Genomic DNA, 16155 nt, shown 5'->3' on the forward strand with positions numbered 1-16155 from the left:
ACACTGAAAACATCATGAAGAAGTATGCAATGATTGCTGTTGTAGCTGTTGCTGGTCTGACCAGCACCGCTGTAAAAGCACAATCAAAAGTAGGTTACATCAATGCGCAGGCAGTGATAGAAGCAATGCCGGAAGCAAAAAAAGCAACCGATTCGCTGCAATTGTACCAGGAAAGCCTGGAAAAAGACGGCAAATCCCTGGTGGATGAGTATACTGCCAAAACCAAAGACTTTAACGACAAAGCGGCTTCCATGACTGATAACATGAAAGACCTGAAAGCCCGCGAGATACAGGATATTCAGAAACGTATAGAAGACTATCGCCAGAGTGCTGAGCAGAAGATAGATCAGCGCCGTAGCGAACTGTTGAAACCCATCTACGACAAGGCTCGCAAAGCCATCGAAGATGCTTCCAAAGAAAAAGGCTACACCTACGTGATAGATGGTTCTTCAGGCATCCTGCTGGTATCTCCTCCGGGCGATGACCTGATGCCTGCTGTAAAGGTTAAGCTGGGCATTAAATAATAAACTTTTTTGGGATAACAAGCGCCCTGCTGCGTAGCGGGGCGCTTTCCCATTTTCCGGACATGCTGGTCCCGTGCGGCTTTGCCGGCGTGGCTGCCCGGAAAGCAGGCAGGGGCGGGGCCTTCAAAAATTTTATCCGGCCATCCTTTACATTTTAATTTTTTCTCCCTACCTTTGCCTTCCGTTTTAAAACGGGCGATTTGTCCCACGGGGCTTTTTCATCTAGTACAGTACAGGTAAAAACTAAAAAACAAAATGAAACGTACTTTTCAACCGCATAACAGACGCAGAAAGAGCGTTCATGGCTTCAGAAAGAGAATGGAAACTGCTAACGGCCGTAAAGTATTAGCTTCCCGTAGAGCCAAAGGCCGTAAAAAATTGACTGTTTCTGACGAACGTAAACTCAAATAAGAGTTAGCGGATAAATCTATTTGCCATTAAAACTTATTCTTTTACCAGGGAAGAAAGGTTAAAGAGCAAAAAACTCATTGAAACGCTTTTTCGAGAAGGAAAAGCGTTTTCTGTTTTTCCCTACCGCGTCATTTATCTGGTGGGGGGGCTACCCACCCCAGCCTTTCCGGTGCAAGTGGGTTTCACGGCACCCTCCAGGCATTTCCCCCATGCCGTGGACCGCAACCGGATAAAACGCCTGGGCCGGGAGTGCTGGCGCCTGCAAAAAGCCCCGCTATACGCCCATCTCCGCGAACGCCAATTGCAGGTGTCCGTTTTCTTCCTCTACACCGATAAGCAAATCACTGATTACGAAACCCTCTACAAAAAAATGGGACAGGCTATAGCACGCCTGGACAAAGTGCTGCTGGAAGCGTAAGCAGCCCACAGTAAAATGTTAAAATCACCCTTCCAGACATACATCATTCCCCGCTATCCATTAACTTTACTACTCATCATCTACCCTACAAGTAAATGGGCCGCTGGTTAGGATATCCTTTTATTTTTCTCATCAAAATTTACCAGTGGGGCATTTCTCCCCTCCTGGGCAGCAAGTGCCGCTATACGCCCACCTGCTCTGCCTATGGGATCACTGCTATTAAAAAGTACGGCATTTTTAAAGGCGGTTACCTGACCATTAAACGCATATTGTCGTGCCACCCCTGGGGCGGTCATGGCTATGATCCGGTGCCGTAAGCCGGGCCATCTATTTCACCACTCACCTTTAATTTAGTCCTATGCGCAGGTTTCTGCAACGCTCTCAACTTCTGTTTTTCACGGCGGCACTCCTGGTGTTCACCCTGGCAGTATCGTTCAGACGGGAAGATAAATACTTCGAGATTTCTAAGAACCTCGATATTTTCTCCGCCTTTTACCGGGAGCTGAATACGTATTATGTAGATGATCTCTCCGCCCAGCAGCTCATGTACAAAGGTATAAACGCCATGCTGGATGAAACAGATCCCTACACCGACTTCATTCCAGAGGAAAACCTGGATGAATTGAAATTCATGGCCACCGGCAAATACGGCGGTGTAGGCGCTTCTATCAATACCGATAGCAATAAAACTGTCATCAGCGACGTGTACGAAGGTAGCCCCATGTACAAAGCCGGTGTAAAACCAGGCGATATTATCCTCTCCCTGGACGGGCATAACACGCTGGGCTTAAAACAGGATGATGTAAGTAAACTATTGAAAGGCGCTTCGGGCACTACCCTGGCCATGCGCACCAAAAACCCCATTAGCGGGGAGGAGCACGACAGAAAAATTGTGCGCGAAGAGATCAACGTTAAGCCCGTGGCTTTTGCCGGCATGACCCGGGAAGATGTGGGGTATATAAAAATGAGCCAGTTCACCGAAAACGGCGGCAACCAGGTGCAGGACGCTTTTGAAAAACTTAAGGCTGCCCACCCTGGTATGAAAGGCCTTATCTTAGATTTAAGGGGCAACCCCGGCGGTTTGCTGGAAGAAGCCGTGGCAGTATCCAATATCTTCATTGATAAAAACCGCTTGATCGTGCGTACCAAAGGACGGATCAAGAATTGGGACCACGATTATAAAACCGAGCGCCAGGCCATAGACCTTACCTTGCCGCTGGTGGTACTAACCAATCATTCTTCCGCCTCCGCTTCCGAAATCGTGGCCGGCGCTATCCAGGATCTGGATAGGGGCGTGATCATCGGGCAGCGCTCTTTTGGAAAGGGCCTGGTACAAACCACGCGGACATTGCCTTACAACACCAAATTGAAAGTTACGACCGCAAAATATTATACACCCAGTGGCCGCTGTATACAGGCCATCGACTACTCTCACCGCAATGAAGATGGAGAGGCCGATTATGTACCCGACTCGCTGCGCAAAAACTTTACCACCCAGCGTGGCCGCGCCGTGCGTGATGGTGGCGGCATAGAGCCGGATGATAAAGTAGAACCCATATTCTTAAGCCAGGTGGCCGTAACCTTGCTGCGCCGTCAGTATATTTTCGACTATGCTACGATCTACTACTACGCGCACCCCCAGCAGCCGCAGCCCGCCACTTTCTCACTCACAGACGCTGAATTTGATAATTTTGTTCAATTCCTGGACGGCAAGGACTACAGTTATAAAACCCGTAGCGAAGAGGCCCTGGAAACCTTTGCCAGCACGGCCCGCAAAGAAAAATATTTTGATGCCGTAAGCGCAGAATACCAGTCTTTACAGCAAAAAATGAAACATGACAAAAAACAAGACTTACTGAAAAATAAAACAGAGATCAGGCACCTGCTCGAAGAGGAAATCGTGAGCCGCTACTACCTGCAACGCGGCCGTATAGAAAAAGGCCTGGCCTGGGATAACGATGTAAAGGAGGCCGTGGCAGTGCTGCACAATCCAGCACAGTACACCGCGCTGCTGAAAGGCAAGTAATAAATATCCTTTCTGTAAATAGCTCCACTATGAGGCATAGAATCTTTTACTTTACAGCCCTGGCTGTACTAACCGTAACCGTTTTTGCCATGTTTAGAGAGCCTGGTGGGACACGTCCAACACCGGCAAGGGAACAAGCGGCAGACAACCGTCTTACCAGCGGCGAAAAGGCCCAAGGGTGGCAGTTACTTTACAATGGCCATGACTTGCAAGGTTGGCGGCCCTATCAGCATCAACCGGGCGATGCCTGGATCTCAGACAAGGGCAGCATCCATTGCCTGGGAACCCATAACGGGCATCACCGTGTGGACCTGCTGAGTGATAGTGTTTACGAAAATTTTGTATTGGAATTAGACTGGAAAATAGCGCCCCGGGCCAACAGCGGGATTTTATACCTGGTAAATGAAACCCAGGCCGAGCCTTACCAAACCGGCCCGGAATACCAGCTCATAGACGATGCCGGCTACCCGGAGAAGCTGGAAGCCTGGCAGCAAACTGGCGCTAACTATGCCATGGACCCACCGCTTACCCTGGCTGCCCACCCCGCCGGCCAGTGGAACCATACCAGCATTTCTGTACAGCATGGTAAAGTGGAACACTGGCTGAATGGTAAGCTGGTTGCCCAATATGAACTATGGACATCCACTTGGGAACAGCACAAGGCCACCGGCAAATGGAAAGATACACCCAGCTATGGCGCTATTCACAGTGGCCACCTGGATTTTCAAAACCATGGGGATGAAGCCTGGTTTAAGAATGTGAAGCTCAAAAAATTAGGGTAGTTATCATGTGTACTTGTATCGATATACAAAGAGGAAAGGGCAAACCACCGGTTTGCCCTTTCCTCTTTGTATAATGCCTTAGCTTATTTAGCGGCTTCGAAGCGTTTGGTTACTGCTGCCCAGTTTACTACATTCCAGAAAGCGGCCAGGTATTCCGGGCGGCGGTTCTGGTATTTCAGGTAGTAAGCATGTTCCCATACGTCTACGCCCAATATAGGTGTACCTTTTACTTCGGCAACATCCATCAGGGGGTTATCCTGGTTGGGGGTAGAAGTAACTTCCAGTTTGCCATCTTTTACGATCAGCCATGCCCAGCCGGAACCAAAGCGGGTAGCGCCGGCGGCATTGAACTTTTCTTTAAAGGTGTCGAAAGAGCCGAAGGTGCTGGTAATAGCGTCTGCCAGGGCACCGGTAGGCTGGCCGCCAGCATTGGGGCCTATAATCTGCCAGAAAAAGCTGTGGTTCCAGTGACCGCCGCCGTTGTTGCGTACTGCGGGGCTGATCTTGCCGGCGTTAGCCACCAGCTCTTCGATAGATTTATTTTCGTTTTCCGTGCCTGCTATCGCTTTGTTCAGGTTGTCTACATAGGCCTGGTGATGTTTGCCATGATGGATTTCCATGGTGGTTTTATCGATATGGGGCTCCAGTGCGTCTGTAGCATACGGTAAATTCGGAAGTGTAAAAGCCATAACTCTGTTTTTATTATGAATGAATAAAATTACCCGTTATTAAGTGAGGTGCATCAAATTTACTGCCTTATGGAGAAGATGCAAAGAATTGTAAGATAGATTTAACAATTAGAGGCCCCATGGGTAGTTATAAAATGCCCAACTTGCGGGTAATGGATAAAAGGCACAAAAATTGCTCCAATCTGGCCGCTAAAGCGGATTTGAACAATCATTTAATTTGCCGAAAGGCTTGCTCATATTGGTTTTTATTTTATATTTACGTTAAGTGTTACAACGTTTTTATTCGCTAGGGAGGTTTTCGTATAATCTTTACAGTTAGTTTATCTATTGTTTGTGTAAAAAAGTACGTATGCAGAAAGACGCCGATAAGGAGAGGGCTTCTTCCTTTGCAGCATTGCAACAGGAAAATGAAGCGCTAAAGGCAAGGGTTCAATGGCTGGAAAGAGTGGTGGATGAAGTACCTGCAATACTTTATGCTTCCAACAATACAAAGAAAACCGTGTACTGGTGCAACAGTGCGATGAGTGAAGCTACGGGTTACAGCCTCGAGGAGATGACAAGCATGGGCATGGATTTTTTCCGTGAGATAATGCACCCCGAAGATTTTTCCCTGGCTGAAACGGCCCGGCAATCTTTTATTGGGGCTAAGGATGTATTTGGTGGCGTTACCCGCATTAGACGCAAGGGCGCTACCAATTGGTATTGGCTGGTGGGCCTGGCTAAGCCTTTTAATTGGGATGAAGATGGCAACGTAAAAGATGTGATATGCTGTTTCCTGGACCTTACCTTAGCTATGGATACTAATATCCAGCTTAGTGAGGCTATGCGGGAAGTGTTGCGCCGTCAAAATGAAAACCAGCTCAATAAACTTACCCCCCGTGAGAAAGATGTATTTGGCCTAGCCGTACAGGGAAAGAACAACAAAGAAATTGCCGCAGAACTAAACCTGAGCCGGTACACCGTAGAAACACACCGGAAGAATATTCGCCTGAAATTGAAGGTGCGTAACAGCACAGAACTGGTAGCGCTGGCAAAACGTATTGGATTTCAATAGAATTAAATCATTATATTAACCCCCTTTGCCCCTTTAACCCTTTTTAAATTTATTTTAGGTTTTGGCCAAAAATACCCAAGCTTGGGTATTTTCTTGCTTTTATAACTCCACTAATTTAGTGTTCGATTAAAAGATCAAAAATCAATTGCATGCAAAGCCCCCGATTACCATGATAACCGATGATAGCGCTTATGAAATTTTACAAGTGGATAAAACCGCTTCTTCGGAGGAAATACTTGAAAAATACGAACAACTTAAATCAGCCTATAAGAAGGTGCGGGCCGATACAGAAGATCTCCGTACTAAATTGGCCTATCAACTAAAACAAATAGAACTGGATGACGCATACCTATATTTAAAGAAATATCAAAAATTGTAATCATCCTGCTCAAAAGCCTTTTTGTTCTTTGTTATAAACCCCTATTCTCCTCATTCATAGTTTTTATTCCCCAAACATTTTTAGTCAGTGTAGATATGTATGCATGTAGTATTCTACACTTATCCGGCCTCTCTCAATTGTTTGGAACATCCAGTTTTTTATTACCAGCTAAATGGATTAGGATTTTATTACTTTTATAGTGAAATCCTAAATTCCATTTACATTATGCCAGTTTACCTCATCGTTCTGTTAGTTATCGCTGTTTTAGTGATAATGAGTAGTTTTGTTGCCGTTCAGCAAGGAACCATTGCTGTTACGACTGTATTTGGAAAGTACCAGCGGGTATTATCGCCTGGTCTTACTTTCAAGATACCGTTTGTAGAAAAAGTGTATAAACGCATTTCCATCCAGAACCGTTCCGTGGAGCTGGAATTTCAGGCGATTACACTTGACCAGGCCAATGTGTATTTTAAAGCCATGCTGCTGTATTCTGTACTCAACAAAGAAGAAGAAACCATTAAGAACGTGGCCTTCAAATTTGTGGATGAAAGAAGTTTTATGCAGGCCCTGATCCGCACTATTGAAGGGTCTATCCGTGGTTTTGTAGCCACTAAAAGACAGGCGGAAGTACTGAGCCTGCGCCGCGACATCACGGAGCATGTAAAGGAGCAAATAGACCGTGGCTTGGAAGAATGGGGATATCATCTGCAAGACTTGCAGATGAATGATATTACGTTTGATGAAGCGATTATGCGCTCTATGGCGCAGGTAGTGGCGTCGAACAACCTGAAGGCCGCTGCCGAAAATGAAGGCCAGGCCTTGCTGATCACCAAAACCAAATCTGCAGAAGCAGAAGGCAATGCCATCAAAATCGCTGCAGAAGCGGAAAGACAGGCAGCCCAGCTACGTGGTCAGGGTGTGGCCCTCTTCCGCGAAGAGGTGGCAAAAGGTATGAGCGTGGCAGCCAAGGAAATGCAGGCGGCAGATCTTGACACTTCCGTAATACTATTCTCCATGTGGACGGAAGCCATTAAACATTTTTCTGAAAACTCTAAAGGTAATGTGATCTTCCTGGATGGTTCTTCTGAAAGCATGGACCATACTATGAAACAACTCATGGGTATGAACAAGCTCCATGCAGCTAATCAAGGTAAGGCATAACATTATTATAGCATGTAAAGCAGAAAGCCCGGGCTACTACGCCTGGGCTTTCTGCTTTACATGCTACCGTTGCGGCGTTGCAAGAAAAATGTTTTAATGAGTTGCAGGCTTTCCTCCGTACAAGGCCCTGTTTCCAGTTTGGTTTTGGGATGGAAGGGATTGTGACCACCTGTACTGCGGCGATAGCTGTTTTTTTCATCGGCTGCAGCATACACAATGCGGCCTATTTTGCTCCAGTACAGTGCGCCTGCACACATGAGGCAGGGTTCCAGTGTTACGAATAACGTGGCATCCATGAGGTATTTACTACCCAGGTAATTGAACGCGGCGGTAAGCGCAATCATCTCTGCATGGGCAGTACAATCGTTTAGTTTTTCTACCTGGTTGTACCCCCGGCCTATCACCTGGTTATTGGCCACCACCACGGCTCCGATGGGTACTTCTCCATCGTCGAAAGCTTTGCGGGCCTCGCGCATGGCCTGTTGCATAAAAAATTCGTCGGTCATGCAGTATTATTTATGAAGGAGGAGAATAAATTCATCTTCCGTTAAAATGCGAACGGTATTTATTTTTTTTGCTTTTTCCAATTTGCTGCCAGCGTCTTCCCCTACCACCAGGTAATTAAGTTTGCTACTTACATTGCCCAGCAGTTTGCCGCCCTCTGCTTCCACCATGGCTTCTGCATCGGCACGTTTCAGTTTAGCCAGGGTGCCGGTAAATAAAAACGTTTGCCCGTTCAGGTTACCCTCTACCGGCGCGGCGCTTTTGGTATTAACCAGGGAAACGCCCTGCCGTTCCAGCTTTTCCAGCATCTGTACGTTGTCTTCGTTTTGGAAAAACTGCAAGATACTGCCCACTACTTTGGGTCCTATATCTTCCAGGGTAAGTAATTCTGCTTCCGTGCGTCCTTTAAGATCCAGCAGATGTGACACACTGTTGGCCAGTGTTTTGGCAGTGGTTTCGCCCACGTAGCGAATGCCTAATCCGTAGATGAGCCGGTGCAGCGGTTGCGTCTTGGATGTCTCAATAGCTGCCTTCAGATTGGTCAGCGATTTTTTGCCAAATCCTTCCAGCGTGGCTAGCTGTGAAAAGTCTAGTTCATAAATACCCGGAATATCTTTTAGCAGGTGCAGGCTAAAAAATTTGCGTACGTTACTATCGCCCAGGCTGCGGATGTCCATGGCGTCTTTGCTCACAAAGTGGATAATGCGTTCTACCACCTGTGCTTCGCAATTGATATTAATGCAGCGCCATACGCTTTCCCCTTCCGGCTTGAATAGCGGGTCGTGGCATACTGGGCAATGGGTGGGGAATACAATGTCTTTTTCGTTGCCGGTACGAAGATCGGGGAGGGAGGCTACCAGGTAAGGGATCACATCACCCGCTCTTTCTACCAATACCATATCGCCGATCTTCACATCCTTTTCCCGGATCATATCTTCATTATGCAGGGAAATAGAAGCTACTGTTACGCCCCCAATTGCAACCGGGTCTATTTTGGCCACCGGCGTAACGGCGCCGGTACGGCCTACCTGGAATTCTACATGAAGCAGGCGGCTGGTGGCCTGGCGGGCTTTGAACTTATAGGCAATAGCCCAGCGGGGATGGTGGGTGGTCATGCCTAACCGGTCTTGCAGGGCGTAGTCATTTACCTTCACCACCATCCCATCTATTTCATAAGGCAGTTTGTCGCGGTCTTGTTCAAAGGCCAGTACATAATCAATGACGGCCTGTATGCCGGTGAGTACCCGTTTTTCCTTGGCGGGGCTGCGCAGGCCCAGTTGGTTCAGGAGGTCCAGCGTGTTGCTGTGGGTTTGTATTTCCACGGGTTCCGGCAGGCCGGGTTCCATGGTATGATAGCTCATGTGATAGAGGAACACTTCGAGTCCGCGTTTGGCCACTTCGCGGGGATCTACCATGCGGAGCGAGCCGGAGGCGGCATTACGAGGATTGGCCAGTAGGGGCAGGCCTTCGGCTATACGTTGCTCATTAAAGGCCTTGAACGTTTCTTTGTTGATCATGGCCTCGCCCCGCACTTCAATGGTGTGGATACCATACTGCGAAAAAGGTGCGGAGAGTGGCACGGAACGGATCTGTTTAATATTAACCGTAATATCGTCGCCCGCTACGCCATCGCCCCTGGTGGCACCGCGTACCAGCAGATCGTTTTCATAAATCAAGGAAATGCTGGCACCGTCGAACTTGGGTTCCACACAATACTCAATCGCTTCCAGCCCGCTGGCTTCGCGCGCTTTGCGATCCCAGTCCAGCAGGTCGTCTGCGTTATAGGAGTTTTCCAGGCTAAGCATGGGGACCAGGTGCTGAACCGTGGGGAAAGACGCCGTGAGGCCCTGCGCTACGCGCTGGGTGGGTGAGTCGGGGCTTATCTTGTCCGGATGCTCCGATTCCAGTTTTCTAAGCCAAGCATAGAGCTGATCGTATTCATAGTCGCTCAGCACCGGGTCACTTTGAATATAGTAGCGGTAATCGTTATAACGGATCACCCGGCGAAGGCCTTCCAGGGTAACGTCCAGCTCCCCGGTATCCTGCGCGGCCACTTGCACCAGCAGCGACTTGGCGAGAGCAGAGAGTTCGAGTGCGATGTCTTTAGTGTACATATTTGTAAAGGTAAAAAAATGTACCATGTACCGTGTATAATGTACTATGTATAAGCGCTTTGTTTTGTGCAACCTGCGCCAGTGGCTGGGGTAAGGGGCTAGCGGCTATCATTATAGTCAATACATGGATTACAGTTGCAATCGCTATCTTTTCAAATGAAAGCGGGTACATTGTATCTCTTACACGATCTTTTATATCATTTTTTACGTATCTTAAGTTTCATTCCGCGTTATTTAATTCCACGTATATGGTTGCCTACAACCTTTCCGGCCAGCAGGAGCGCCCTCATCAGGATTCCTATTGCAGCCTAACTGTATCTGTCGATTGCGTAATCTTTGGGTCTGAACAAGACCAGTTAAACGTATTACTCATGCCATGCACACTGCCGGGCTGTGAGGGCCGCTGGACCTTGCCGGGCGGGGCCTTACAAATGGAGGAGGAGTTAGATGTAGCTGCCCACCGTGTATTGCAGGAGCATGCGGGAATAGTATTGCCGCATTTGGAACAACTGCAAGCCTTTGGCAGTGTAAAGCGTCATCCAATCGAGCGGGTTATCAGTGTGGCTTATGTAACGCTGGTACACTTGCGGGAAAATAATGTATCGCTACCGGAAGGCAAAGGATTGCGCTGGTTCCCGGTGAAAGCATGCCCGCTCCTGGCTTTTGACCATACAGCTATCCTGGAAGCAGCCCGCACCCGCTTGCAGCATAAATTGCTAGAACAGCCGACAGACCTGCGTTTGTTGCCCCGGCGTTTTTCTTTCCGTGAATTGCAAGACTTGTACGAAGCCGTATTAGACTACAAACTAGACCGGCGCAATTTCCGTAAAAAAGTATTGGCCATGAACTTGCTGGTGGATCTGCATGAGGCAGAACACAATGTATCGCACCGGCCGGCCAAGTTTTATGGAAGGCACACGGAGTAACCTGGTTATAAGTTCCAAAATGCAGCATTAACAGATGGGGCTTCTACCCACAAAAAAAATATTTATGTGATATATTCCTTAACATCAGCTCACCATTTCATGGGAAGGAAGTTGCTTTTCTGAAGACCTTTTGGGTTGGATTCGCTAAAACGGTTTAGTAAACGAAGCGCTGTTAGTAGCAAGGCATGCAGCCACAATCATTGGGTGATCAAATGCTTTGCGCAAGTGGTACAATAAGTGTCAAACCTACGACTAATAAGCATTTGGGAGGATGGGGCCGAAAAATAAAAAGCACTAAAAATTTGTTTTTAACAATTATTTAGGTTAAGATTGTGTAAAATATACGCATCGTATTGTTAAGGAAGTTATATAAAGTGACCATTCGACCTGATAAAAGATATTCCATTCAATTTGATTAAATTTTTTCTCAATCTATAGCTGATTATAATTCCACGTTATGAAATTCCAGATGGGATACTTTTAAGTATGTACTGGTGACCGTTATTTTAGATGATTCCCTTGCGCGGCTCGTGCAAGGGAATTTTTTTGTGCATTGACTCAATGCCAAGCTAAACTATGGCTATCATCTGCGCTGGCACTGGTTTCGGTGCATTTCTTTCCTTACGAATGCTTCGTTGCAATAGCTGCGATACATTGAACTTTTGTACCTTGTGTGGCAGGAACCTCCACGTTATGGTTACCACTTTTAGCTAACTCACCAACAGGCTCATGTCTTATACACCAAAACACCAGGTGCGCCTGGTTACGGCCGCGGCTTTATTCGATGGCCACGATGCCGCCATTAATATTATGCGCCGTATTATGCAAAGCAAGGGCGCCGAAGTTATTCACCTGGGCCATAACCGCGCTGCGGAAGATATTGTAGACTGCGCCATCCAGGAAGACGCGCAGGGCATTGCCGTAACCTCTTACCAAGGAGGCCACGTAGAATTTTTCAAATACATGTACGACCTGCTACAACAAAAAGGTTGCGGCCACATAAAAATTTTCGGCGGTGGCGGCGGCACCATCCTGCCGGACGAAATTGCAGCTTTGCATGCTTATGGCATAACCCGCCTATACTCACCGGATGATGGCCGCCAGATGGGCCTGGATGGCATGATAGAAGACCTGGTGCAACAATGCGATTTTGCCACGGTAGCATCGGTGAACGGCACCGTGAAAACCCTTCCGGGAAAAGAAGCTAAACATATTGCCCAGGCCATTACACTGGCGGAAAATAATCAACTGCTTTCATTGGATAAATACAAAGGAAACAAAACCATTCCCGTGCTAGGCATTACCGGCACTGGTGGGGCGGGCAAGAGTAGTGTAACGGATGAATTGGTGCGCAGGTTTCTTTCCCGTTTTACCAACAAAACTGTTGCCGTAATATCGGTAGACCCATCCAAGAAAAAAACAGGCGGCGCCTTGCTGGGCGACCGCATCCGCATGAACGCCATTCATCACCCCCGTGCCTATATGCGCTCCCTGGCTACACGGGAAAGCGATAAAGCGATCAGCGAGCATATTCAGGAAGCCATCGACATCTGCAAGCTGGCAGCCTTTGATTGCATCATCCTTGAAACATCCGGCATTGGGCAGAGCGATACCGCCATCACCGATTATTGCGATGTGGCCCTGTATGTAATGACACCCGAATATGGTGCGGCTTCCCAATTGGAAAAGATAAACATGCTCGATTATGCCGATGTGATTGCCATTAATAAATTCGACAAAGCCGGCTCCCTCGATGCCCTGCACGACGTGGCTAAACAATACAAACGCAATCACAGTCTATGGACTGCCAAGGAGGAGCAATTGCCCGTGATCGGTACCATAGCCTCCCAATTTAATGACGCGGGGGTGAACCAGCTTTTTGAAAAACTTTTTACGGTGATAACCGAAAAAACAGGTGTACGGTTTGGTGAATTCGCTACTACGGCTGGATCGAAGGCAATTACGCGCTCTCAGATTATTCCGCCGGCAAGGGTACGTTACCTTGCAGAAATTGCGGAAGCGCTGGAACAAGACGCTGCCTGGCTGGAGGAACAATGCGCCCTTGCCACCCAATGGTATCAACTCAGTGGTGTATTGAAATTAACCGAGCATGTAGCGCTGCGCGAGATACAAGCGCAGGTGGAAAAACAACTGCATCCGGATTGCCGGCAACTTATTGTTAATTGGCCCCAACTCGTGGCCCAATACAAAGCAGATCACTACGTATTTAAAGTACGCGACAAGGAAATTAAGCTGCCCCTGTTCGTGGAAAGCCTTTCCGGTACCCGCATCCCGAAGATCAGTCTTCCCGTCTATAAAGATTGGGGCGATCTGCTGCGCTGGCAGTTAAAAGAAAATTTGCCGGGAGAATTTCCATATACTGCCGGCGTGTTTCCACTGAAGCGCGAAGGCGAAGACCCTACCCGCATGTTTGCCGGAGAAGGCGGCCCGGAACGTACCAACAAACGGTTTCATTATGTATCGCTGGACCAGCCGGCCAAGCGCCTGTCTACCGCCTTCGATAGTGTAACGCTGTATGGGGAAGACCCTGCCATCCGTCCGGACATTTATGGGAAAATAGGCAACTCCGGCGTAAGCATTGCCACCGTAGACGATGCCAAGAAACTGTACAGCGGTTTTGATCTCTGTGATCCAAAGACCTCTGTGTCTATGACCATCAACGGGCCGGCACCGGTACTGCTGGCCTTTTTCATGCATGCCGCCATTGACCAGCAATGTGAAAAATACATTCGGGAAAACCACCTCACCGGCCAGGTGCAGGCATTGATAGCGCAGCGTTTTCAAGGGGATTCATTACCCCGCTACAGCGGTGCCCTGCCAACGGGCAATGATGGCCTGGGCCTGGGTTTGCTGGGTATTTCCGGCGATGAAGTGCTGGAGCCGGCGGTATATGCATCCCTCAAAGCCCATGCACTCAGTACCGTGCGGGGTACGGTGCAGGCAGACATTTTAAAGGAAGACCAGGCGCAGAATACCTGCATCTTCTCTACCGAATTTGCCCTGAAGCTGATGGGCGATGTGCAGGAATATTTCATCCGTGAAAAAGTGCGGAACTTTTATTCTGTGAGCATTTCCGGTTACCATATTGCCGAAGCGGGCGCTAACCCGATTACGCAGCTGGCCTTTACACTGTCCAATGGTTTCACCTATGTGGAATATTTCTTGAGCAGGGGCATGCACATTGATGATTTTGCGCCCAACCTTTCTTTTTTCTTCAGCAATGGTATGGATCCTGAATATGCCGTGATAGGCCGCGTGGCGCGCCGCATCTGGGCTAAGGCTATCCGTAATAAATACAAAGGCAACGACCGTTCGCAAAAACTAAAGTACCATATCCAGACCTCCGGTCGTAGTCTGCATGCGCAGGAGATCGACTTCAATGATATCCGCACCACGTTGCAAGCCTTGTACGCGATCTATGACAACTGCAATTCCCTGCACACCAATGCCTACGACGAGGCGATCACCACGCCTACAGAAGAAAGCGTGCGAAGGGCTATGGCCATTCAGCTCATCATCAACCGGGAACTAGGGACTGCCAAAAATGAAAACCCGATACAAGGTGCTTTCTTCATTGAAGAACTGACAGACCTGGTGGAAGAAGCGGTGTTGCTGGAATTTCGCCGCATTACAGAACGGGGTGGTGTGCTGGGTGCTATGGAGCGCATGTACCAGCGCAATAAGATACAGGAAGAAAGCTTGCATTACGAAACGCAGAAACATACCGGTGAATATCCCATTATTGGCGTCAATACTTTCCTCAATAAAAACGGATCGCCCACCATCATTCCGCAAGAGGTAATCCGCTCTACCAGTGAGGAGAAAGATTTTCAAATTCATACGCTGCAAGCCTTCCGTCAGCGACACGCCGCAAAAAGCCAGGACATGCTGCGGCAGTTACAGCAGGTGGCCGTGAACAATGGCAACCTCTTTGAAGCGCTCATGGAAACCGTGAAACATTGTAGTCTTGGAGAGATCACGCATGCGCTCTACGAAGTGGGTGGCCAGTACCGGCGCAATATGTAGGGATTGGATAAGGTATTATGAAAAGGGCTATCCCATATCACTCATGAGATAGCCCCTTTTACTTTAAAGCAGATTCTATACTTATTGTGCATGATCTCCATCGGCATCGGTACTTGTTGCCGGGGTGGAGGGCTTGTTGCCGTTACGTTGTACACGCGGTACTTCGATCACTTTACGTTTGGCCAGGTCATATTTTTGTCCGGCATGTAAGAAGAAGAACGGGCCATTGGCATTGGCATACACTTCCTGGTTGTTGACCACATGCTTGTCGTTGGCACCAATGATGGTATTGTAGTCGTATATGCCTACAAAGGATTCGCCGATCACTTCCAGCGTGTCCCGCTGTACCACCACTGCGGTGGCTTCGTCGAGGCCCAGTCCGATCAGTTTGGGAGATTCCTTGATGAGTTCCACCAGATCAAACTGGCGGTTGCGTCGCAGTAGGTGTTGGTCAATGGCCGAATTTTTAAGGAAGCCAAGTCCCTGCGTGTGATCGCCTATTAATATCTGGGGTCCTTTGGTATCTCCTCTCCAAAGAAAAGAACCTTGAATACTGGCGCCAGCAGAGCTGCCGGCAATTACACCGCCCCGGTCTAACACATCAAAAAATGCTTTATGGGCAAGCGTATTCAGGTAAGCGTCGGCAATACGCCACTGCCTGCCTCCGACAAAATATACGCCTGTAGCGTGTTTCAATGGCTCGATAAATCGCTCGCTGTTTGCCTCGCTCAGTTGCTTGGCATGTAGTAACGTCACGTTGTGGATACCAGTTTGTTTTTTTACTGTTTCTACGTCGCGTTGATCGAAAGCGGCAGAATCGCCTACGGCAGTGGTTATTACCACGATAACGGCTTTATCTTTTCCGCCGGCCAGTTCGGTAAATTTTTCCCAGATGGCTTTATTGTCGCCTACGTTGCCACCGATGATCAGCAAGGAACCTTTTTCGGGACCGTGTTTGGTGGTGGCGGCAGGGTCAATACGGATAGCCGGGTAAACCTTAATGGGGGTCAGTGCCTTTTTCACCTGGGCGGTGTCTTTAGTGCCTGTAGTGGCTTCCTGGGCCCGTGCGCTAGTAAAGGCGGTGAAGAACAGCAGGGATACAATATAATTTTTCATGGAT

15 protein-coding genes are annotated in these 16155 nt (G+C 48.3%); 11 read left to right on the plus strand and 4 right to left on the minus strand.

Annotated elements, in window-relative coordinates:
• The first annotated feature begins 14 nt into the window (after positions 1-14).
• The 6 genes from GA0116948_RS15410 (at position 15) to GA0116948_RS15435 (ending at position 4161) form a co-directional block, all read left to right on the plus strand.
• Positions 15-524 carry an OmpH family outer membrane protein gene (locus GA0116948_RS15410; RefSeq protein WP_089713839.1) on the plus strand — a complete coding sequence of 170 codons (510 nt, stop codon included), beginning with the start codon at positions 15-17 and terminating at the stop codon, positions 522-524.
• Positions 525-779: 255 nt separating this feature from the next.
• Positions 780-935, plus strand: a complete 156-nt coding sequence (gene rpmH / locus GA0116948_RS15415) for a 50S ribosomal protein L34 (RefSeq protein WP_012788729.1) — start codon at positions 780-782, stop codon at positions 933-935.
• A gap of 25 nt (positions 936-960) precedes the next feature.
• Positions 961-1353: a ribonuclease P protein component gene (locus GA0116948_RS15420; RefSeq protein WP_262487167.1), complete on the plus strand. Its 393-nt coding sequence runs from the start codon at positions 961-963 to the stop codon at positions 1351-1353.
• Between the two features lie 95 nt (positions 1354-1448).
• Positions 1449-1670 (plus strand): membrane protein insertion efficiency factor YidD, encoded by a 222-nt coding sequence (yidD, locus tag GA0116948_RS15425; protein WP_089713842.1) that lies wholly within the window; start codon positions 1449-1451, stop codon positions 1668-1670.
• Positions 1671-1711: 41 nt separating this feature from the next.
• On the plus strand, positions 1712-3379 hold the full coding sequence (locus tag GA0116948_RS15430; RefSeq protein ID WP_089713844.1) for a S41 family peptidase: 1668 nt from the start codon (positions 1712-1714) through the stop codon (positions 3377-3379).
• Between the two features lie 29 nt (positions 3380-3408).
• The gene (locus GA0116948_RS15435) at positions 3409-4161 is read left to right on the plus strand and encodes a 3-keto-disaccharide hydrolase (RefSeq protein WP_089713845.1); all 753 of its coding nucleotides are present in this window, start codon (positions 3409-3411) and stop codon (positions 4159-4161) included.
• 83 nt (positions 4162-4244) lie between these two features.
• On the opposite strand, the gene GA0116948_RS15440 is transcribed toward GA0116948_RS15435, so the two are convergent.
• Positions 4245-4850 (minus strand): superoxide dismutase, encoded by a 606-nt coding sequence (locus GA0116948_RS15440; RefSeq protein ID WP_089713847.1) that lies wholly within the window; start codon positions 4848-4850, stop codon positions 4245-4247.
• 349 nt (positions 4851-5199) lie between these two features.
• Here GA0116948_RS15440 and GA0116948_RS15445 point away from each other — a divergent pair, with 349 nt between their 5' ends.
• The 3 genes from GA0116948_RS15445 to GA0116948_RS15455 all read left to right on the plus strand — a co-directional run bounded on the left by GA0116948_RS15445 (position 5200) and on the right by GA0116948_RS15455 (position 7444).
• Entirely contained in the window at positions 5200-5904 is a 705-nt protein-coding gene (locus GA0116948_RS15445; RefSeq protein ID WP_089713849.1) for a LuxR C-terminal-related transcriptional regulator, read from the plus strand.
• Between the two features lie 169 nt (positions 5905-6073).
• Positions 6074-6283, plus strand: coding sequence for a hypothetical protein (locus tag GA0116948_RS15450; protein ID WP_089713851.1), 210 nt, complete (start codon positions 6074-6076; stop codon positions 6281-6283).
• A gap of 273 nt (positions 6284-6556) precedes the next feature.
• A complete protein-coding gene (locus tag GA0116948_RS15455; RefSeq protein ID WP_240619230.1) occupies positions 6557-7444 on the plus strand; it encodes an SPFH domain-containing protein in 888 nt (295 codons plus the stop codon).
• A gap of 56 nt (positions 7445-7500) precedes the next feature.
• Here GA0116948_RS15455 and GA0116948_RS15460 read toward each other — a convergent pair whose 3' ends face one another.
• A complete protein-coding gene (locus GA0116948_RS15460; protein WP_089713853.1) occupies positions 7501-7950 on the minus strand; it encodes a nucleoside deaminase in 450 nt (149 codons plus the stop codon).
• 6 nt (positions 7951-7956) lie between these two features.
• Entirely contained in the window at positions 7957-10062 is a 2106-nt protein-coding gene (gene ligA / locus GA0116948_RS15465) for an NAD-dependent DNA ligase LigA (protein WP_089714021.1), read from the minus strand.
• Positions 10063-10310: 248 nt separating this feature from the next.
• Between ligA and GA0116948_RS15470 the strand changes: the two genes are divergently transcribed.
• Together GA0116948_RS15470 and GA0116948_RS15475 are read left to right on the plus strand one after the other, a co-directional pair.
• Complete coding sequence (locus tag GA0116948_RS15470) at positions 10311-10988, plus strand: NUDIX hydrolase (RefSeq protein ID WP_089713855.1); 678 nt, start codon at positions 10311-10313, stop codon at positions 10986-10988.
• A 729-nt stretch (positions 10989-11717) separates the two neighbouring features.
• Entirely contained in the window at positions 11718-15035 is a 3318-nt protein-coding gene (locus GA0116948_RS15475; RefSeq protein WP_089713857.1) for a methylmalonyl-CoA mutase family protein, read from the plus strand.
• Between the two features lie 81 nt (positions 15036-15116).
• On the opposite strand, the gene GA0116948_RS15480 is transcribed toward GA0116948_RS15475, so the two are convergent.
• Entirely contained in the window at positions 15117-16151 is a 1035-nt protein-coding gene (locus GA0116948_RS15480; RefSeq protein ID WP_089713858.1) for a cyanophycinase, read from the minus strand.
• Positions 16152-16155: the final 4 nt, after the last annotated feature.

Source organism: Chitinophaga costaii (assembly GCF_900094705.1).
Taxonomy (GTDB): domain Bacteria; phylum Bacteroidota; class Bacteroidia; order Chitinophagales; family Chitinophagaceae; genus Chitinophaga; species Chitinophaga costaii.